15 protein-coding genes are annotated in these 22298 nt (G+C 45.3%); 12 read left to right on the top strand and 3 right to left on the bottom strand.

Annotated elements, in window-relative coordinates:
* Positions 1-2 precede the first annotated feature (2 nt).
* The 4 genes from GC096_RS35945 to GC096_RS35930 all read left to right on the top strand — a co-directional run bounded on the left by GC096_RS35945 (position 3) and on the right by GC096_RS35930 (position 4877).
* A complete protein-coding gene (locus tag GC096_RS35945; RefSeq protein WP_171637672.1) occupies positions 3-1319 on the top strand; it encodes an ABC transporter substrate-binding protein in 1317 nt (438 codons plus the stop codon).
* A 68-nt stretch (positions 1320-1387) separates the two neighbouring features.
* Entirely contained in the window at positions 1388-2269 is an 882-nt protein-coding gene (locus tag GC096_RS35940) for a carbohydrate ABC transporter permease (protein WP_171637664.1), read from the top strand.
* A gap of 1 nt (position 2270) precedes the next feature.
* The gene (locus GC096_RS35935; RefSeq protein WP_246303229.1) at positions 2271-3167 is read left to right on the top strand and encodes a carbohydrate ABC transporter permease; all 897 of its coding nucleotides are present in this window, start codon (positions 2271-2273) and stop codon (positions 3165-3167) included.
* 48 nt (positions 3168-3215) lie between these two features.
* Entirely contained in the window at positions 3216-4877 is a 1662-nt protein-coding gene (locus GC096_RS35930; RefSeq protein WP_246303237.1) for a helix-turn-helix domain-containing protein, read from the top strand.
* A 14-nt stretch (positions 4878-4891) separates the two neighbouring features.
* Here the strand turns inward: GC096_RS35930 and GC096_RS35925 are convergent, their stop codons facing one another.
* Positions 4892-5716 (bottom strand): AraC family transcriptional regulator, encoded by an 825-nt coding sequence (locus GC096_RS35925; RefSeq protein ID WP_171637660.1) that lies wholly within the window; start codon positions 5714-5716, stop codon positions 4892-4894.
* 129 nt (positions 5717-5845) lie between these two features.
* Here GC096_RS35925 and GC096_RS35920 point away from each other — a divergent pair, with 129 nt between their 5' ends.
* Positions 5846-6670, top strand: coding sequence for a phytanoyl-CoA dioxygenase family protein (locus GC096_RS35920; RefSeq protein ID WP_171637658.1), 825 nt, complete (start codon positions 5846-5848; stop codon positions 6668-6670).
* A gap of 833 nt (positions 6671-7503) precedes the next feature.
* Positions 7504-8667 (top strand): serine hydrolase domain-containing protein, encoded by a 1164-nt coding sequence (locus GC096_RS35915; RefSeq protein ID WP_171637656.1) that lies wholly within the window; start codon positions 7504-7506, stop codon positions 8665-8667.
* 407 nt (positions 8668-9074) lie between these two features.
* Here GC096_RS35915 and GC096_RS35910 read toward each other — a convergent pair whose 3' ends face one another.
* On the bottom strand, positions 9075-9761 hold the full coding sequence (locus tag GC096_RS35910) for a response regulator transcription factor (protein WP_171637655.1): 687 nt from the start codon (positions 9759-9761) through the stop codon (positions 9075-9077).
* Positions 9762-9797: 36 nt separating this feature from the next.
* Complete coding sequence (locus GC096_RS35905) at positions 9798-11273, bottom strand: sensor histidine kinase (RefSeq protein ID WP_171637653.1); 1476 nt, start codon at positions 11271-11273, stop codon at positions 9798-9800.
* Positions 11274-11401: 128 nt separating this feature from the next.
* Between GC096_RS35905 and GC096_RS35900 the strand changes: the two genes are divergently transcribed.
* The 6 genes from GC096_RS35900 (at position 11402) to GC096_RS35875 (ending at position 22297) form a co-directional block, all read left to right on the top strand.
* Positions 11402-12721 (top strand): ABC transporter substrate-binding protein, encoded by a 1320-nt coding sequence (locus tag GC096_RS35900; protein ID WP_246303227.1) that lies wholly within the window; start codon positions 11402-11404, stop codon positions 12719-12721.
* A gap of 73 nt (positions 12722-12794) precedes the next feature.
* A complete protein-coding gene (locus GC096_RS35895; RefSeq protein ID WP_171637651.1) occupies positions 12795-13685 on the top strand; it encodes a carbohydrate ABC transporter permease in 891 nt (296 codons plus the stop codon).
* Between the two features lie 36 nt (positions 13686-13721).
* On the top strand, positions 13722-14600 hold the full coding sequence (locus tag GC096_RS35890) for a carbohydrate ABC transporter permease (RefSeq protein ID WP_171637649.1): 879 nt from the start codon (positions 13722-13724) through the stop codon (positions 14598-14600).
* 7 nt (positions 14601-14607) lie between these two features.
* Entirely contained in the window at positions 14608-16020 is a 1413-nt protein-coding gene (locus GC096_RS35885) for a sulfatase family protein (protein WP_171637647.1), read from the top strand.
* A gap of 48 nt (positions 16021-16068) precedes the next feature.
* The gene (locus tag GC096_RS35880) at positions 16069-17199 is read left to right on the top strand and encodes a glycoside hydrolase family 88 protein (protein ID WP_171637645.1); all 1131 of its coding nucleotides are present in this window, start codon (positions 16069-16071) and stop codon (positions 17197-17199) included.
* A 97-nt stretch (positions 17200-17296) separates the two neighbouring features.
* Positions 17297-22297 carry a polysaccharide lyase family 8 super-sandwich domain-containing protein gene (locus GC096_RS35875; protein ID WP_171637642.1) on the top strand — a complete coding sequence of 1667 codons (5001 nt, stop codon included), beginning with the start codon at positions 17297-17299 and terminating at the stop codon, positions 22295-22297.
* Position 22298: the final 1 nt, after the last annotated feature.

Here is a 22298-nt window from a genome sequence, read left to right as displayed (position 1 = left end):
GAATGGGGAAAAGTAAATTAGTAAGCACGATGCTAGTGGGCGGACTTGTTATGCTGAGTGCATTAACAGGATGCTCCAAGGATACGGCAGCACCCGCAGCTGCTTCAGTCAAACCAGCCGAAAGCAAAGCGGCGGCAGCGACGCCAAAACCAGCGGATCCCGTTAAGTTGAAGCTTGCGATGTGGGATGCCAAAGGCGACCTGAAGTTCTGGACAGATAAAGTGAAGGAATACACGAAGTTGAAGCCGAACGTGACCGTAGATATTGAGATGGTGCCGGATAATGGCGGTCAATACTTGAAGGTACGATTAGCTGCCAATGATTTGCCAGATCTGTTCTACCTCAAACCTGCGCATATGCAAATTTACAAACAATCCCTTCTTCCACTCGATGACTTAGCAGGGGCGAAGAATAATAAGTTTCCAGCGAAAATTGATGGGAAAATATTAGGTGCACCGCTTGTTTCTTTCTCGGAATTTGTCTACTTCCACCCAAGTATCTTCAAAGAGTTGAACTTGGACGTGCCGAAAACGATGCCTGAGTTCTTGTCCACGATGGAGAAAATTAAAACGAATGGTAAATATACACCTATCGCAATTGGCGGCAAGGAAGACTGGACGTTCTATCCATTCATGGAGTTCGGCCCTCACATTCTGTCTGGGGATGAGAACTACTTAGCGAATTTGGCCAAGACGCCGGAGCCGTTCGGTGAGGGCAGTACATTTGATAAAGCTGGGAAGATCATCAAAGAAATGTCCACGAAGAAGTTGGCAGGACCTGATGCCCTATCCATATCCTTTGATCAATCCACACAGTTATTTGAATCTAAAAAAGCAGCAATGATCGCAGCAGGTCAATGGTATTACGGAGACTACGCGACAAAAGTAAAAACGGATGAAGATCTTGGCGTATTCCCTCTTCCTTTCCGCAGCACAGAAAGCGAGCCACTAACATCCATGACCGTATCCGATATGAATATCGGGATTAACAAAAACAGTAAAAATGTAGAAGAGGCGAAAGCATTCTTCGACTGGATGTTCAGTAAAGATGTGTACCAATCCTTCATTAATACGGCGCAACAGTTCTCGACGATCAATGGTGTGAGTACGGACCTTCCTTTCTTTAACAAATGGACAGAAAAGTATCCGTTTAAACCATTTATCTACTCAGCAACGGATGAAGGCTTTGCCAAAGTGAGCGGTGCGGCACAATTTGATTTCAAAAAAGCTGCACAAGAAATATACTCTGGTAAACCGATTGACACCTTGGAAAAAGAATTGAACAACAAGTGGAAGAAAGCGGTTGAATCGAACAAATAGGTAATTACATAGAGGGTACTATCTGAGCGATTGGAATAGTGCCCTCTCTTGTATACAGGAGTGATTATATGAATTATCGCATGCAGCAGAAAGTCGTCATCGTTTCGTTTCTATTCGTACCTGTTGCGCTTTTGCTTTTGTTTCTGATCTATCCGACTTTGCAGTTGTTTCGCTACAGCTTCACGAGTTGGGATGGGTATAGCCCAAGTTTTAAGTACATTGGCTTGAACAATTATAAGCAAATGCTGTTTGATTTCCCTGAAGCTTGGCATGCCATTCGAAACAATGTCACGTATTTTATTTTACATGCCATTGCCATCCCGCTTGAAATCATCATGGCTGTTCTCTTAACAAGAGCACTGCGTGGGAGCGCGTTTTTCCGTTTCTCGGTGTTAATGCCTTACATTATCAATGGTATCGCGGTAGCTTATATGTTCAGCTATATTTATAATCCGATCAATGGTCCATTGAATGAGCTTTTGAAAGCGATGGGGCTTGAATCATGGATTCAAAGCTGGCTAAGCGATGCGAAGATCGTGAATTATTCATTGGTCGTTGTTTCTTTATGGCGTTACAGCGGCGTGCATATCGTGTTGTTTCTAGCAGGACTGCAATCGATTCCGAAAGATCTGTATGAAGCGGCAGAAATTGATGGGGCTAATTTTTGGCAGCAGCAGAGGTATGTAACGCTCCCAGGCATCCGACGCGTGATCGAAATTATTTTGTTCATGAATGTATCTGGAGCCCTTCTGCAGTATGATATTCCGCTTGTTATGACGAACGGCGGTCCAGGCAGTGCAAGCAGCACATTTGGACTCTTTTCACTCCAAACGGCATTTACTTACAACAATTACGGTCTAGCCTCAGCGATGGCAGTTATTCTCTTACTTATGATAATTATTTTCTCATCGTTGCAAGCATGGATCGTGAAAGACAGGAGTGAGGCTTAGCATGGAACGTGCACTATCGTTTGAACCAATGAGAAAGCAGCCGCTGCCAAGCCGTACAGGATCGATGAGCAAACAGCGTGTAGTTGCTAATATCGTGTACTATATGCTTTTTACGCTTATGGCTATCCTGATTTTCGTACCCATTTTACTCGTTGTATTTGGTTCATTTAAAACGAATTTGGAGCTTGCCGAAACGTCGCCGTTTTCGCTTCCGAAGAGCTTTCTTCATATCGACAATTACGTGAGTGCTTTGAAAGAAGGCAACATGATTCGCGGGCTTGGTAACTCGTTCCTGCTTGTCGTGTTGAGTATGCTTGGCAATATGCTGCTCGGGACGATGACCGCGTTTGTACTCAATCGTTTTCAATTCCGCATGAAAAAGTGGATTCTCCTCCTTTTTATGATGGCGATGATTATTCCGGCTTACACGACAGAAATTGCCCGCTTTCAGCTCTTGCATACACTCGGCGTTTATAATACGCTCGGGGCACCGCTTCTTATTTATATTGGTACGGATATTATGCAGATTTACATTTACATGCAATTTCTCGAAAAGATTTCGGTACAGCTTGATGAGAGTGCTATGCTGGATGGTGCTTCTTATGTTCGAATCTTCCGCTCGATCATTTTCCCGCTGCTGCTGCCTGCAACGGCAACACTGGCGATTCTAAAAAGTGTAACGATCATGAATGATATCTTCGTTCAGCAGTTATATATGCCTGACAAGAAACTGGCGACGCTGGCTACTTCCTTAACTTCATTCGTGAGTACACGCAGCTCAGACTTGTCCATGCTCTGTGCAGGTATTATTATCGTTTTATTGCCGAGTGCCATCTTCTATATCGTTTTTCAGCGGTATATTTTTAAAGGACTTATGGATGGCGCGGTGAAAGGATAAAGACGAAGGAATCAACTTCACAGATGGGGGATGGACAGGTTGTTTAAAATGATGATTGTCGACGATGAACCGCTTGTTCGTCTAGCGCTTCAACATATGATCGATTGGGATAGCATGGGCATCCAGGTGGTTATTGAAGCGGGCGATGGTATGGAAGCTCTGGCTATTCTGGAGGAGCATGGCGATATCGATCTGATGCTGCTTGATATTGAGATGCCCAGACTGGGCGGCATTGAGCTGCTGCGAGCGCATCCGGCAATTGTACAAAAGCGAAGACCTGTCGCCATCATGCTGAGCGCCTACAGCGAGTATAGTTATGTCAGAGAAGCCTTCGTGCTTGGCGCCATTGATTTCATCGTAAAGTCGGATATGGATGAGGAACATCTAGTTCCTGTTGTTTTGAAGGCACTCAATGAGCTTCGAACGCAGGAGACGCCAACGTCTATTGTTGAACGTATGGATGAAGAGATCGATCGGAAGAGTGAAACCATTCGGCAGCTCATATCCATCAATCCACAGCAAGATGAATCAGCCTATGCTGCTGCAGGGGCTGGTATCACAGAGTGGCTCGAAGAATCGAATCAGTTGGTTGCCGTGATTACCATTTCGCAAGGCTCATCTGAGGGGGAAAGGACGGGGAGAAGCTTAAAAGATGGTCTGACGCAGCGGTTTATCATGCAGTCTGTGCAAACTGTTCTGGACGCCACGTCAATGAAGCATGTCTTATATGGGAAAAGCCAGTCCGAATATGTACTATTCTGTTCGTTCGCAGCATTTCGAAGTGAAAGTATAATTCGAGAAAAAGTGCAGGCTGCCTTCTCGATGATTCAAACGCGACTCCATCAATATGTCAATGTGTCCGTGTCGATCGGGATTAGCGATCTAGCAAACGGCATAAAGGCATGGTACCGGTTGTATCAGCAAGCAGCCCATTTGGCCTCCATGAGTTATTTTGCCGGATTTAATAAAATGTTCTATCCTGAAAGCTGTATGGAGCTGGGGAAGTACGGTACGGAGAGCGGAATTGAACATGCCCGTAAGTTGCAGGTTACGTTGAAATCAACAGGAGCAGGCATTGCACAGCTGCTAGAGCAAAGTAATGCTCAGTTATGGTCGAAGGAATTTGAGCAGATGGAGCTGCTGCTTGGGCAAACATGGGGATGGAGACCGCAAGATGTCCACACCACGTTTGAGGATTTGCTTTGGGAGCTTGGCGGGCTGCTGTATCGCAAAGGGATTCGTTGGGATGACCTCGACGAAGAACTCCAGCATCCTTTTGAATATATGAAGAGTTTGGAGACATTAGATGAAACGAAAACCTGGTTGCAGCGCCTGTGCAGTCAGTTATTCCAACACATTCACGGCATGACAATAGAGGTTAATTATAGCAGTGTTGTCACACTAGCCAAGCAATTTCTGGATCTCCATTATACGGAGGACGTTAATCTCACGTTGATCAGCGAAATGGTTGGGGTTAGCGAAGGCTATTTAAGCAAGCAATTTACCAAAGAGGTCGGTTGTAATTTTATCCACTACTTAACCAATTTACGCATTGAGGAATCGAAACGGTTAATGAAAAAGAAGGGCAGTAAAATTACGGATATTGCTGAAACGGTCGGGTATTTGAATGTCGAGCATTTCAGCAGAATGTTCAAGAAAACGACGGGATACAGCCCGAAGCTGTATCGGGAGAGTTTGATGAACGGGTAGTGGACTGTGAAGCATCATGAGTTTTCAGTACGCATTGTTCTCAGCTTACGGTACGTGCTGGGAGATTGTCCGAATGCTTTCTTAAATAGCTTGGAAAAGTGAAACTCATCATAAAATTGCAGCTTGGCTGCAATTTCTTTCAACGATAAGCTAGTGGTTTCGAGAGCAACTCTCGCAGACGCTAGCTTTAGTTTTAGTAGATAATCGGTAGGCGACAGGCCTGTCAGCGTACGGAAGCGGGTGAAAAAGGTCGTCCGTGACCATCCGCTAAGTTGGAGCAGGTCTTCAATTCGAATTTGTTTGTCCAAATTCCGATGAATGTAGATGAGGATCTTATTGAGCTCCGTATGATAGGAAAGTCCAACCACGGAATGTTCTCTCGTAAACAGCAACATAATTTCTTGCAAGAGGATGTTGGAAGCATACGCGTGGCCAAGAGGTTGAACAATTAAACTGTCAATCATCCGTTCGCATAATTGTATGGCTTCTGCCATTTTGCCGGTAGAGATAACTTCCCTTATCGGAAGTTTTAGATTTCGGGTCATATTCAGTTGGCTGAAATCTATAAAATAAAACTTCCAATCATTATTCACACATTTGTACATGGAAGGAATGCCGCTCTCCACGAAGAAAAAGGTGTTTTTCTCCAGCTCATACGTCTGATTGGCTATTCGTATGCTGCCATTTCCATCATAGGTGATAAATAAACCGGGGAACTGAAAGCCCTCTCGTTGAAATACTTCATAGCTATTATCGGCATGAACCTTCCAGATGGAGTGAAGTACGGGTGTAGGAACGTCGTTCTTTTCTAACTCGTAGGGGATGTTGATAAAAGTCATGGTCGTGACCTCCATTTGATTGATGTTGTACGATTATACATGAAATAATAACGTAAATCCATGGTTCAAACCATCTTTTCCTCCTATACTTAGACTATAAGTAAGAAATGACGAGGAGCGTGGATCCACATGTTAGTGAAGGTAGGCAGCCGCGAATTAGAATTGCATGGAGAGCATTTAACTGAACTAAGAAGTTCCAATGATATTTTTCATGATATAAGAGCTTTGCGTGAGCGAATGGAGGAGGACGGGTACTTACTCATTCGCGGATTCCATGATCGGGACAAAGTGTTGGAGGCTCGTAAGAGTATCTTGGAGAAGATGGCTCAGATGGGGAAACTAGATCGCGACACACAGCTTGAAGAGGGCGTGATGGCCGATGGCAGCAAAACCATTTTCATGGGGGGCACGAATGAAGATTTGCCTGCTCTCTTGAACGTCTTGAATGGCGACCATATTATGCGCTTCTTTGATGAGTTTCTTGGGGACAAATCGTTAACCTATCACTATAAGTGGCTGCGAGCCGTTGGGAAAGGTGATTTTACAGGGGCGCACTATGATATTGTTTATATGGGGAGAGGAACCCAGAATGTCTATACGGTATGGTCCCCGCTGGGAGACGTATCTTATGAGATGGGCGGGCTAGCCATTTGCCTCGGCTCGCATCGTTTCGAGAAATTGAAGGCGTCCTATGGCTCCAAGGATTCTGATCGTGACGGGGTTAATCACTATACGGATGATCCGTTGTTCATAACGGAGAAATTTGGTGGTAAATGGGCAACAACGGAATTTCAGGCAGGGGATGTGCTCATTTTCGGTATGTTCTTGATGCACTGTTCTCTCGAAAATACGACGAATCAATACCGGATCAGTGTAGATGCGAGGTATCAGTCGATGAACGAGAAGGTAGACGAAAGATGGAGCGGTAAGAAACCGAAGGGCCATTCCAAATAAGGGGATTGCAGCGCCCTCAAGTCCACATTAGTTTGGTCCGCCAGGCTATATGCCGACAATCCCTTTCCGAATGAGCCAGTGAGTGATTTGTGGACGACGTGTCTATGGATGGCTAATCGGTTGCGTGAGACATGCGTGTGAAATAGAAGGGTTCCTCCCATGAGGCGGACCTTTCTTTTTTTTTGATGTGCCAGGGCGAATACCGTCATGGGTTTGGGGAAGCGAAGCTTAACCCTTCTGTAATTGTGTGTGAGTATGTATGACATGCTGGTAGTAAGGAGAGTGGGGAAGAGAAGAGGGCGTAGTTGTAGAAGTTGGAAAAGGAAATGTAGTGAATGAGATTAGGAGAAGTAGAAGTAGAAGTAGAAGTAGAAGTAGAAGTAGAAGTAGAAGTATGGAGGGCTGAATTATGATTTAATTGGATGAAAATTTCGTAATTCCCCTGTGCGCCAGATGAATAGATGGATTTTCTCCAGTTAAATAATGGGATTTTCCGAGTAAAAGCACAATAGATGGAAAACCTGCAGTTAATCGTAACCATTTCACCCGATATGAACAAAAGAGGTAGTTTTACCTACATATTTTCCAGTTAAATCGAATTTATGAGGAAATTTCTCGTAAATAGCTGTATTTTTTCCAGTTAGTACAACTATCTAATACACTAGCCTCAACTTAGAATTGTAGTCATAACCAAAAAAAGCTAGAATAAAAAATATGGCAATTATCGAAAGTATATAGCGATGGTAATAAAGCATTAACAGCTGAGGAGATTTTGTTGTGGTCGAAGTAAGTTGATTTTGGTGGAAAAACGTTCCTAGGAGGGAATAGCAAAAATGAACACAAGTAAACGACTTGAAGAACGATTGACGCCACTTCTTAAAAGTATTATGGAAAAGGGACCGGTGGGCTGCGCCTGTACCGTTGTGCAGCGAGGAGAAGTCATCTACAACGAAACCTTAGGTTATGCGGATTTGGAGAATAAGAAAGCGATTACGCCAGACTCGATCTACCGGATCTATTCGATGACGAAGGTCATCACTTGCGTAGCGGCACTGATGCTGTATGAGAAAGGGCTTTATCTGCTTAACGATCCATTGGAGGAATACCTGACAGAGTTCAAAAATGAGCAGGTGCACCGTGATAACGAATATGGCACCAAGTCTATCTCTCCTGCGGCGGGTCCGATCCTAATCAAGGATCTATTCACGATGACCTCAGGACTTACCTACGGTGGAGACGGTACGGAAACCGAACGGAAAACCCGCATCATCATGGAGAACGAGAATGCGACAGAGGATATGCGGTCTTTGTCCAAAGCATTGGCGTCCGTTCCGCTGGATTTCGATCCTGGCACACGCTGGAAGTATGGTTCGAGCCACGATGTCTTAGCCGCATTGATCGAAGTTCTGTCTGGACAAACACTCGGAGAGTTTCTGCAGAAGGAAATTTTTGATCCGCTAGGGATGACAGACACATTATTCCGAATATCGGAGGACAAGCGGGATCGTCTCTGCGCCATCTACGATCGTGCAGAAGACGGCACGCTTACGCCGACGACAAGGATGGACTCACGTTATCAAGCCGGATGCCGTAATGAAAGCGGCGGAGCTGGCCTGCTTTCGACGATTGGAGATTACAGCCGGTTTGCTCAGCTGCTTGCGAAAGGCGGGGAGCTTGAAGGGGTGCGGATTCTTAGTCCGAAGACGATTCAATTGATGGCGACTAATCATTTAAGTCCGCAGCAGCTTAAGGATTATAACTGGCAGCAGTTGCGGGGGTACGGGTATGGTTTAGGCGTCCGTGTCATGAACGATCCTGCAGCCGGTGGCATCAACGGATCCATTGGTGAATTCGGCTGGGCGGGCCTTGCTGGGTCGTACTTGTTGATTGATCCGAAGGAAGAACTGTCAGTCGTGTACATGCAGCAGATGATTCCGAGCCTGGAGCCCTACATACATCCCCGATTGCGCGCAGCAATTTATGGGGCATTGGGCTAAGGCGAAGTTTCTAGTAATCATTTAAACTGTGGACCCAGCCTCATTGGCTGGGTTCTTTTTTAGATTAAAACCTAATATCGGGAGAACGACCGACTTATGATGGAAATTTCCATAAGGTACATGACAAGAAATTGCTGCTACTCAAACGCAAGAATTTACAGTCAGGTGTAATAAAGGAGGGTTTGGTTAAGCCAACTTTGGAAGGAACGCCATAAGTCGGCCCATCAAGTAAGTTGTTACCCAACATTGTGCTGGATGGGTAAGCGCGGTAAGGGACTAGCCGTCCCATCTTACTCGATTCGCGCTTGCGAGGACTAAAGTGCTGTGAAAGGGAACCACGTTCCGTATCTTCGGCAAGGTCCGGAGATTTGAAGAGATATCACGCTTCAGTAGGCGCGCGGGTACCCCTAAAGCTTCTTCATGACCTCGAAAATGCGCAAATCGTTAATCGTTTGGATAACCATCGTCGAATCGGGCATTTGGAATTTCTTCAGAATGGAATTGATCTGCTTCTTGATCGTTTCATACTCGACGCAGCGTTCTTCGGCAATTTGCTTTCGCTTCTTGCCTTCGCATAACAGCCTTAGCACCTGCAATTCACTGGGTGTAAGCTCCGAAATGATATGAATAACATTCAGCAGGGAGCTCTCAACTCGCTTCACACGAACAAATTCTTCGCGTATCTTCTCGGCGATCATCGGGCGGATAGGCGAAGCATTCACGAAGGCGGAGCGCACGGCTTCCATGATCTCGACATCAGCAGCATTTTTGAGCAAATAGTCGGTGATGCCCGTCTGGAAGGCCGCGAAAATAAAGTTCTCATCCTTGTGAACGGTGAGTACGATAATTTTCATCCGAGGGTATTTTTCGTTAATTAATTTCGCCGCTTGAATACCTGCAAACTGGGATTCCATCTCGATATCCATGAGAATCACATCTGGTTGATGCAGTGCTGCTTGAATGACGGCATCATGTCCCGATGAAGCACGCGCCACACAGGCAAAATCAGCATGTTTGGCGAATGTCCTTTCCAGCCTTCTGAGGTGGGCTTCCATGTCATCGGCGATGAGAATACGGATAGGTTGTTGTGTCATTGTGCAGTCCTCCCCTTTCGTCAGCTGTCTAATTCTTTAGATAATCGGCAGGAACACCGTAAAGGTCGTTCCAACGTCTTTCTTGCTTTCTACGACAATCTTGCCATCGTGGCCAAGGATGATTTTATGACAGTAGGACAAGCCGATCCCCCAGTTGTTTACCGATGCTTTCGTAGTAAAAAAAGGATCAAAAATCGCCTCCAAATGCTCCTCGGGAACGCCAGGGCCATTATCGGCAATCCGGATAAGCGCCCAGCCGTTCTGCTGACTCCGTTCGACTACAATGCGGCCATCATCCCGGAACTGCAGGGATTCGCTGGCATTGAGGAGCAGATTATAGATAGCTTCAGTCAAATGGCTGGAGTCAATATAGCTAGTAGCGGGCAATGTGTCAGGCACATAGTCGATTTGGCAACCAATAGCTTGTTCGCTTAACCGAGCAATAGCCTGCCCAACCGGAAGATCGATGGACATCGGCTGGAGATTCAGGTTCATATTTTTCAACTTATCTGCGGCTTCGTTAATACTGGTGAGTGCCGACTGCGACGATTGTAAAATCAAGTCAAGACTATATACGGATTCGCTGTCCGCCTGATGGCGTTCTTTCAGATAGGTTGCTTCGGACTGTATGCCGATCAGATGATTTTTGAGGGCATGTGTAAAAGCACGCGTTCCGAGCGTAGCCGTGTCGATGCTTTTATTGATTTGAATATCGCGGTTTTTGCGGTAATTCTCAATCGAGTTAAATTTGTACACCAGGTAAATCATCAAGATTAGTGTTAAATAAATGGCAAAAGGAAATACAGGTAGTAAGATCGACTGATAGCCAAGGGGTGGCTGCAGATAGTTGAAATATCCTTTCAAATACGTTTCCTTGACCAATACTTTCGGGGCCCATGAGAAAATAAATAAATGGATCACAACGAGCGGAATAAAGAGTAGAACATGATACAATGTTAAGTTTTTGATAAACCTAATTTTCGGATAATTCAAATAATAGTTGATGAGCACACCAAAAGCAACAAAAAGTATGAGGTAACGAAGGCTCATTAAGACATTTTCGATCGTGTTCAAGACCAGCAGGCTGTTGATCCAATGGCTGAGTACAATGTGAAAAGCGGGATCATAATAAGCCGTCTCGATGATAAAAAAGAGAGAGATGCCGCCATAAACGAACCGCTGCTTTGAAAGGCTAAGACTGCGGGTGAAGGCGATGGCAAAGCCAAGCAGCGAGCAGTAGAACAGTCCTACGCCGACGTTCAGCATGCGAATGAGCCAATTGGGGTTAAATTTGGTCAGAACCAAGTAATTCCATGTGCCAGGGCTGAAATCAAAGAAACTGTGAATGACATTGAAGTAGTAATTAAATTTACTAAGGTATAACGTGAACGATACGAATGAAAGTACCCAACCGATAATAATGCCGTACATGAAGCGGGTTGACGCATGGTTCAGCTTTTTGTATGTGAATAAAATGGTGAAAATAAGCAGGACTAAGGTAACGAATAGCATCGGATCACTTCCTTCTCAGCAGCCAAAGGGGGGAATAAAACATTCACCTGTCAGACTCCTTGGCATCTACGTATAATTCAAATTAAGAAAACGCAAACAAATCATATCAAAAAAAGGGTGAGTGTCCAATGAAAAAAAGTTTGAAGCTTGGTGTGACTGGCACATTGTTGATGGGATTGTTGGCAGGATGCGGCTCCGCAGGGACAACGGCGGGAGATAAAAATACAACTTCCCCAGATGCCAAAGCGGCACAAGTCAATTTGAAAGCAACTGTACTTACGGATGATTTGGAAACGTTTAAAACGGCTTATGCCGACTTTAGCAAAGAGAATCCGAATATTCAAGTGCAATTCGAAACGATTCCACAAGCGCAGTATTACGAAAAGCTTCGCATGCAGCTCTCCACCGGGGAGGATATCGATGTGTTCGGCGGTAACATGGATGTTTTCTTGGACACAGGAATTTTAGAACCGTTAGACGATTATGTAAAGAAAGCAGGTATTGACGTTTCTGGCTATGGTCCGCTCTACGATTCGTTAAAAGTAAACGATAAGGTATTCGGACTTCCTTACCGTAAATCCAACTGGATGTTGTTCTATAACAAAACGTTATTCGACCAAGCAGGCGTCGCCTATCCGAAAGCAGATATGACATGGAATGAATTCCGTGAATTGGCGAAGAAAATGACGAAAGGTGAGGGCGCTAACAAAATTTATGGCGCATTTTTACATCCATGGGCACAAACGTGGTACATGCAAGGCGTTCAAACGGGTGCTTCGATCATCGATAAAGACTTATCGGCGTTCAAGAAAGGTCTTCAATTCCGGATGGATATGGAAAAAGACGGCTCCATCATGAGCTGGGCAGAGCAAATTACAACATCTGCTCATTATAATTCCGCATTCCAGAAGGGCAATGTAGCAATGAATCTGATCGGCGATTGGCATGTGGCGCAGCTCAGACAAGCAGAAGCTGAGAAGAAAATCAGCTTTGATTGGGACGTTGTTCCGGTTCCGCATCCGGATGGCGTTGCTGCCAATACAAGCTTGGCCACGCCAGTATCCTTGATGGTGAATAAAAACTCTAAGCACAAAGAAGAAGCGTTTAAAGTGGTTCAATTCATGACCGGAGTAAAGGGTGCAAAGCAATTTGCAGCAAAAGGCTTCCTAACAGGCTTTATCAATGATGAAATTCGCAAGACCTATATTGGCGACGGCAGCTTGAAGCCTAAAAACATCCATTACTTCGTTGAACAGAAGGAATATCCGGAATATCCGCTGCTTCCTGGTGTGAAAAACATCTTGGTGGGTAACGTCTACAAGCAAGAGGGTGAAATGGCATTAACGGGCGCTCAAACCGTTGATCAAGCTATTCAAAAGATCGGTCAGCGTGTTGCTTCTGAATGGGCAGATAAGTATGCCAAGGATTACAAAGCAGGCAAGAAATAAGTCATAGAACAGAAACAGTCGGGCTTCGCCAAATGAAGGTGGAGCTCGATTGCTTCAATAGGGGTGAAGTACTATGAAAGTTAAAAGCAAAGCATTACGACGTAATCGGTTGACAGGGTATACATTTTTGCTTCCCAATATACTTGGATTTTTAATTTTCATTTGCTTGCCGGTGTGTGCTTCCTTCCTTATGAGTTTTACCGAATGGAATGGGTTTGGGGAAATTAAATGGGCTGGCATATCGAATTATACGCATTTATGGCGTGACGAAACGTTTCGTATCTCACTGTTCAATAGTTTAATCATGACAGCTGTATCTGTACCGGTGACATTGTTCCTTGCAATTTTGGCAGCAGTCGCCCTCAATAAAGGATTGAGAGGCGTTAAAATATTCCGAACGGCGATTTTCCTGCCGCACATTACAGCAACGATTGCTGTAGCCGTCGTGTGGCAGCTGCTTTATAACCCGACCATGGGTCCTATTAACGGGATACTCAGAAGCATTGGGATCGATAATCCGCCTATGTGGCTGGCTTCAACACAATGGGCACTTGTCTCCGTGATTATCGTAAGTATCTGGCATTCCATCGGTTACTACATGGTACTTTACTTGGCAGGCTTGCAGGGAATTCCTAAGGATCTGTATGAAGCAGCTGAAATCGATGGTGCGGGCAAAGTTGCACAATTCCGCAAAATTACCGTGCCGATGCTGTCGCCTGTTATTTTCTTCACGGTGATTATGGGCATTATCAATTCATTCAAAGTGTTCGATCTTGTGTTCGTCTTGACCAAAGGAGGACCAGGTCGTTCAACGCACATGCTGGTTTACGACATTTACTACACGGCCTTCCAACGCTTTGAATACGGCTATGCCTCGGCGATGGCTTACGTGTTATTCACGATTATTCTCATTATTACGTTGATTCAATTTAGAGGACAAAAACGTTGGGTGAACTATTCCTAACGAGCGGATTGCTTTAGAGAGAAAGGAGAAGCCAGCATGAGTATGCAATTAGAATCAAGTCAGTTAACCATGAGGCTGTCGAAGCGTCCACAGCTTGGCGCAGTAGTGAGAAAAACAGTGTTATATCTCGTTGTTATCGCTGTTGCCTTGTCCATGGTTGTTCCTTTCCTTTGGATGCTTTCCGCATCCGTGAAGTCGGAGGCAGAAATATTCAGCTTCCCGATTCAGTGGATACCGAGCCACTTTTACTGGTCGAATTATAGCAAGGTATGGACGGAACTTCCTTTCTTTACTTATTACTTGAATACGATCAAAATAGCCGTGCTTACCACGTTGCTGCAAATTATCACATGTTCCACAGCCGCGTATGCGTTTGCTAAAGTGAAATTTCCTGAACGGGATAAATTGTTCTTCTTATATGTGGCCACGATGATGGTGCCATATCAGGTCATGATGATTCCTCAATTCATGTTAATGAAGAAAATCGGACTCATTGATTCGCATTGGGCGTTGATTCTATTAGGAGCTTTTAGTCCATTCGGTGTGTTCTTGTTCAGACAGTTCTTCATGGCTATTCCGGAGGAACTCTCAGAAGCGGCCAGAATTGACGGACTAAGCGAGTTCGGCATTTATTCGCGGGTCATTCTACCCTTGATTCGACCGGCGATTGCCAGCTTAACGATTTTTACGTTCATGCATGCGTGGAACGATTTCCTCGGTCCTTTAATCTACTTGAATTCAGATAGCTTATTTACGCTCCAGCTCGGCATGCAGCATTTCCAATCGGAGCATGCGACAGAGTATGGGCCCTTGATGGCAGCAGCGGTTTGCGCCATTATTCCAACCATTCTGATTTACTTTTTGGCCCAAGACCATTTCGTCGAAGGGATTTCCGCAGGCGCGGTTAAAGGGTGAGCCCTACATGAAGCCTAATATCATTTATATTTTTGCAGATCAATGGCGAAAGCAAGCGGTTGGTTTTACTGGCGAAGATCCGGTAATCACACCGAATATCGACAAGTTCGCACAGGAGAGTCTGGTATTTAACCATGCGCTCTCTTGTACGCCATTATGCTCGCCGCACAGGGCAGCGCTCATGACTGGCAAGTATCCGCAATCGACGGGTGTCTATACGAACTGTAAAATCGGTGCGGACGTCATGCTGAGTCCCGATGAGGTAGGTGTCGGAGATGCGCTGAAGGCTGCGGGGTATCAAACGGGTTATATCGGTAAATGGCATTTGGATTTACCTGAGCAGAATGGGTGTCCAGAGCCTGAATCTGGTGCGCGTGAGTGGGATGCGTATACACCGCCAGGTCCCAAACGACACGGCTTTGATTTCTGGTATTCATACGGTGCGTATGATCATCATTTGAAGCCACATTATTGGAAAGACACGCCGGAGATGATTCAAGTCGACCAATGGTCATTGGAGCATGAGACCGATGTGGCGCTGGATTTTATTCGGGCCAAAGGCATGGGAAAAAACGTAGAGCCGTTTGCATTATTTGTCTCATGGAATCCGCCGCATAGTCCATTTGAGCTTGTACCTGAACGCTACAAGGAGCTCTATCGTGGACGGGAATTGAGCTTGCGTCCGAATGTGAGCTCACAGCAGCTTGCAGCGCATACAGGCGAGCCTTTTGAGAGCGGCGATGAGGCCTTAATGCGGTATACACGTGACTACTTCGCAGCAGTGTCTGGGATGGATGAGCAGTTCGGCCGAATTTACAGGGAAATTCAAGATCTTGGACTTGCCGAGAACACGCTGATCGTGCTCTCGTCGGATCATGGTGAACTTATGGGCTCGCACGGCCTGATGGCCAAGCATTCCTGGCATGAGGAATCCATTGCGATCCCTTGTTTGATGAGCTGGAGAGGCACGATTGGGCAGGGCAGCACGGATATGCTTTTTAACAGTGTGGATATTATGCCTACGTTACTCGGTCTTGCTGGGGTACCGGTGCCTGCGTCAGTTGAAGGACTCGATCTGTCCGGTGATCTGCTTGGAACGAGCCATTCTGACATTTCTTCTGCCTTCATCTGTGCCTTCCCCGGAAGGAAGGATGCGATTGAACTCTTCGCTTCCGCGGGCCTAGACAATCGGAGATTTGGCTGGCGGGGAATCCGCACAAACAAGTACACCTATGTCGTGCATAAAGGGTATGCCCCTGGCGCAGAAGTGCAGCGTTTATTTTATGAACATGAAATGGACCCTTATCAACTCAATCCTGTTGTATTTAGCGAGCGGCCACAGACGGAGCTTCTGATGTCACTAGAGGAAGAACTGCGAAGCTGGTTAGATCGTACGAATGATAAGTTTGAACTGACATGAGGGTTGACATAACGAAGAGGAAACGGACAAACAGAGAGGATGACAGGGATGTGGCGTGAAGCAATTGAAGATGCAATCGGCAAAATTCGCCGGAACTTGGAGCAGCATCCAGGCACTTTTCCGCATATTACCAATGAAAAGCGGTATGCCTGGTCTGCGAATGAAGATTGGATTGAAGGGTTTCATACAGGTCTTACTTGGCTGAGCTATGAGTACAGTCAAGATACATTCTTCCAAGATCAAGCGAAGCAGCATATTGCAGATTTTAAACAGCGGCTGGAAGCGAAAATATGCTTAGAGCATCACGATATCGGCTTCTTGTACGGACTATCGGCATTAGCTGGATGGATCGTGGAGAAGGACGAGAGTGCTCGTGATCTGGCTCTGCAAGCGGCGGATCATTTGTTAGGTAGATGGCGTGAGCAAGGAGGATTTTTGCAAGCATGGGGTTCGGAAAACGATGAGAAAAATGGCGGACGCATCATTATTGATTGCTTACTGAATTTGCCGTTGCTATACTGGGCATCCGAAGTGACGGGGCAACCGAAATATGCCGAAATCGCCTACAAACAGGCGGAGCTGTCCAGAAGATATCTGGTACGGGGCGATGATTCTTCGTATCATACGTTTTATTTTAATAAGGAAACCGGAGATCCACTGGGTGGAGGCACCCATCAAGGCTATACGGATGGCTCGACTTGGACGCGCGGTCAGGCGTGGGGGATCTACGGATTCGCACTTTCGTACCGATATACGAAAGATCCTGCTTTCTTGCAAACGGCTAAACGGTTGTTAACATATTTCCTTGAACATTTACCAGAAGATCATGTTGCTTATTGGGATTTCAACGTGCCGATTGAGGCGAATACGAGTCGCGACAGCTCGGCATCGGCCATCACGGCTTGCGGAATGCTGGAACTGCTAGACCTTATTCCGGAAGAAGATGCGGATCGCAGCTGGATCCAGCAGGGACTGAATCAAACCATGAATTCCCTTGTGAACCAGTATGCAACCATTGGCGAAGAAGCGGAAGGCTTGCTGAAGCACGGTTCCTATCATGTAAGAGGTAATAACGGCTTGGACGACTATATGATTTGGGGCGATTATTACTATTTGGAAGCCTTGATGCGTATGGAACGCGGAATCCCAGGTTACTGGTACGAACGGAAGACGAAGTAATAGGCGAAGACAACTAGAAGGGCGCACAGTTTATATAATGTACGTTCTTCTTTTTTGATCAAAGAGTTACTAAATTCATCGATCCTGGAGGTCATGTATGGTTCTATCATTCAAGAAATGGTTAGCTAGTGTCATGGTTGTTGCGATATGTTTCTCAATTGGGTTCCCAGGGGGCGGTGGGTTGCCAAGGTCTATGGCTGCTGCTACCGTGCATGTTAGTGTGAATTATGATGAAAGTACAACTGCGAAAGACACGAAGATATACAATGGAACAACGTACAATGGCACGATTGGAGGCGCCTGGGGGACTTATAATTCTGCTGCTAATACAGATTATGTCATGATGACACAAGCTCCATTACGTACGGATTACAGTCTCAAGATGGTTTCCAATGCAACAAACATCAATACGGGAAGAAACAACTTAGGCGGATCCGTAGCAGGAAATACCGGGATTTCGGGTAATCTTGTGTTCGAAGCTTCCGTCTATATGAATAGTACCCAGCATCGCAGGGATATTCAATTCAGAAGTTTAAATGCGCCCGTTCCTGCCTCGGCAACGACGAATGTCTCTGTCATTTCGTTTGATAACACAGGGAAAATAAGGGATGCGAATAATCTAGCGTTGGCCAACTATGAAGCCAATACGTGGTACCGTTTGAAACTATTTATTGATAACGCTTCCAGAAAAATTAGTTACTTTGCTAATGATCAACTTCTAGGTGAAGCCTCCCTTCCAGCGGCATGGTTGAATATCAGACATATCTATTTGTATCAATATTTTAAAAGTGGAGTTCTCGGTGAGTGGTATGTGGACGATTTAAAACTCTCGGATTATGTACCCGTGTCAGGTCTAACAACCTCGCTTGATGCACTTGAATTAGCAGAGACAACCAGCTCCGCCATCACGGCAACTACCCTACCCGCAGATGCATCTGATCAACGTTTCTTATGGCATGTGGACGATCCAACCGTTGCTACCGTCACTTATGGCTTGGTTAGCGCAGTAAAGGAGGGCAACACGACCGTTACGGTAAGCACTTATGGAGGCGCATTCACGAAAACGATTCCGATAACCGTCACCAAACCAGTCCTATTGACCAACATTTCCTTACCTAACCAAGCTTCCTTGGTTGAAGGGAAAAGCCTTCCGCTACAGGTTACTTTCCAACCTGATAACGCGACGAATAAAAAGCTGATTTGGCAATCATCTGATACGAATATTGCAACCGTAGATACGAATGGAATCGTAACCGGAATTGGTGAAGGCCATGCAACGATTACAGCTACATCGGAATTAAACAATGCGCTTACAAGCCATACATCGGTAACCGTAACACCTTTTATTCCCCTTACAAGTGTAAGTTTTACGAATGCGCCATTACAAATGACCAACTATGATACCTTGCAGTTGGAAGCTGTCGTTGTGCCAGCTAACGCAACCGATAAGCTGCTGACATGGCAATCTACTAATTCAAGTATTATTCGTGTTGATGAGAATGGACTTGCAAGGGCATTGAAAGTAGGCACGGCAACCCTCACAGCAACTTCGTCCAATGGTAAGCAAGCATCGGCTACGATTGAAGTTAAGGCTCCCGTGCTGAAGGATCCGCAAGAATACGATAAGCTTAGAATTCGCTGGAAGGAAACGATAACTGGGAAAGACTCTCTAGACGTTACTAATAGTGAGATCAAAAGCAGAATTAATGACAATGCAGCGAAAGCACAATTGTATTGGGATAGCCTGCAATTGAATGGTGCCAGTACGACACTATGGTCAGATTTAGTGCCTTCCGCTTCGGATTCAACGTTCGTACTCGATCACTATACACGATTGAAAGCGATGGCACAGTCATATGCAACGAAGGGAACACAGCTCACGAACAACCCTGCGTTAAAGACAGATATTCTTCAAGCTATGGATTGGATGTTAGATCATCTATACACGAACACAGGGGTGGAGTTTGGGAATTGGTGGAACTGGGATATCGGTACACCAACTCGCTTAGCGGATATTCTCATCCTCATGTATAACGATTTGACACCAGAGCAAATTGCCAGAAATACAGCAAGCATTGATCATTACATTGGAGATGTAAGTTTACCTACATTTACACAGGTTGGGGCCAATCGTTCAGATATTATGTTGATTGAAACGAGATTGGGTCTTGTTGAGAAAAACTATGATCGACTTATTCATGCGCGTGATGGATTGACGCCTCTTTTTGATTATGTGACAACGGGCGATGGCTTCTATGAGGATGGTTCATTTATTCAGCATAGCAAAATCGCTTATACAGGTAGTTATGGTGAAGTGCTTATTAATGGGATGGGCAATTTGTTGCTGTTATTGAATGGGAGCACTTGGCAGCCTGTCGTTCCTGAGGTAGAGCATGTTTATCGCTGGATTCAAGAAGGATATGCTCCAGTTATGTACAAAGGTCAGATCTTGGATATGACACGTGGACGTGCAATCGTTAGGAAAGGCTTAGATGCCTATGGATCAGGCCAAAATATTTTGATCGGTATGTCCCGTATCGCGCAAACGGCTTCAGAAGACAGGGCGGCCTATTTAAAAAGCTTCATTAAATTTCACTTCCAGTTTCTTTTGGCTAGAGGGCTGACATACAGTCAACTTCCTTTTGATTTGGCGGATACGATTAAAGAATGGATGGAAAACCCGGCTATTCAACCTATAGCTGAACTCCCAGAACATTTTGAAATGAACGCGATGGCTCGCAGCATACAAGTAGGGGATGGCTATCTATTTGGCGTAAGTAAGAGTTCGAAGCGAATCGCAACTTACGAATTAACGAATGGTGAAAATGCGAAAGGCTGGTATACCGGTGATGGCATGACCTATCTGTACAACAATGATTTATCGCAATACACGGATAATTATTGGGCAACGCTTAATTGGTATCGTTTACCAGGTACAACCGTCGTTGTTAGACCTAGAACGTCAGACCAGTACCAATATGGCGATGGGGAATCATCTCCTGCGAACGCTTGGGCGGGTGGCGCGGTATTAGGTAAATATGGTGTAACGGGCATGAATTTAATTCAGAATGGCACACAGCTGAAAGCGAATAAGTCGTGGTTTACTTTTGACAACGAAATTATTGCCTTAGGTTCGGATATTACAAGTACAGATAATAAGCGCGTAGAGTCGATCGTAGAACAGCGCAAGCTTATAGGAAATAATACGAATGAACTTTATGTGAATGGGGAGCTAAAGAATGGATTCTTTGGGGAAGAAACGCTTGAGCATCCCGAATGGGTTCATTTGCAAGGAAATGTGGCTGGTGCCGATATTGGCTACGTCTTCCCGGGTACACAATCACTTAAACTGATGCGTGCGGAACAAGAAGGCCGTTATTCCGATACCAGCCTGAGTAATCCGCCAGAAGCAACGGTACCTACGGAACTGTTAAAAAATAATTATTTGACCATGTGGTTTGATCATGAATCGAATCCAACGAATGATAGCTATCAATATGCTATCCTGCCTAATGCGAGCAAGAGCGAAACCTCAGCGTATGCTTCGTCTCCGGATTACACGGTTCTGGCTAATTCACAGGACGTTCAAGCGGTCCGTGAAAACAAGCTGGGCATGACTGGCTTCAATTTCTGGAAGGATAAAGTCACTTCCGTTGACGGTTTAACGTCAAATAGCCAAGCATCCGTCATGATGCATGGAAACAAAATTACTGGTGTATATGAGATTTCAGTTGCTGATCCAACGCTGGAGAATAATGGATTCATTGAAATTGAGTTAGATAAGCCTGCTCAGCACGTGATTAGCAAGGATAATCGCATCGAGATTCAAACGCTAAGCCCTACTTTGAAATTCAAAGTAAATGTACTGGATACGATGGGGAAATCTCAGCATATCTCCTTGCAAGTGGTACCTGAACCTGAAGAAGAAACGGGATCTGGCACAACGGATCCGGAGCCAACAGAGCCTGAATCAACAGATTCTAAACCAACGGGGCCAGAACAAACGGAAAAACCAGTTAACGTCATTGTGAAAGATGATAAAGCTACTGTAGAAATGGGACGTGACAAGGATACAGTCTCCGTACCAACGAAGCAGATTCCGAATGTTCCTCTACAAGTTCATGGCGTCACAGCTCAGATTACAGTTCAGCCTGAAGTAGTTAAAGCGCTCAAGGAGAGAGTAAATGGCGATGGTAGTCAAACAATTCTAGATATTACGGCGCGGCCCATCTTAGAGCCTTCCATTTTGCAGGCAGGTGCAGCAGATCCTGCCGTTCGTATAAATCTAGCAAGTCAAGCGATTGAATTTGCACTACGCATCCGGTCTGTGGATGGTGAAACGTGGTCAGCGAATGAGCTCCAATCCGGAGTAGACATTGTTTTGCCTTTTGATCCTATAGGTAAGGATCCAGCGCTGCTTGGTGTGTATAGGTATGATAAATCGAGCGGGAAATGGGAATATGTAGGTGGTACAATTGATCTATCCTCTATATCAGCTACTTTCACGCCGGACCAGCCGGGCATTTACGCTGTACTGGCGTATGATAAGAAGTTTGATGATCTGCCTGAATCACATTGGGCTTCACGAGCTGTGCAGGTATTGTCAGCGAAACATATCATTGAAGGCGTAACGTTGGGTGAATTTAACCCCAATGGGAAAACGACGAGAGCACAATTTACTGCCTTATTGGTTCGTGCTTTGCATTTAAAGACGCAGGCAACAATGACTTCGGAATTCGAAGATGTGCAGTCAGATGCCTGGTATGCCCAAGATGTTGTTGCAGCAAGTCGAGCCGGTTTGGTCTCGGGAGTCACTGAACAAACATTCGATCCGAATGCGGAGATGACTCGTGAGCAGATGGCGATCTTATTAGTCAGAGCTTATGAGTATAGGAATGGCAACTATACGTCAATCAATCGTAAACTTGATGACTATACAGATCAAGGCGAAATTTCCGCATGGGCATTAGAAGATGTGAATAAGGCGATCGAGCTGAGCATTCTTTCAGGCATCTCGAATGAGCGCTTCTCTCCTACATCCACAGCTTTACGTATGGAAACGGCTGAAGCGTTATACAAGTTTCTTGGGAAGAAATAAA

Source organism: Paenibacillus plantarum (genome assembly GCF_013141695.1).
In the GTDB taxonomy this organism is placed as follows: Bacteria; Bacillota; Bacilli; order Paenibacillales; family NBRC-103111; genus Paenibacillus_E; species Paenibacillus_E plantarum.
This window is presented reverse-complemented; position numbering and strand designations above follow the sequence as displayed.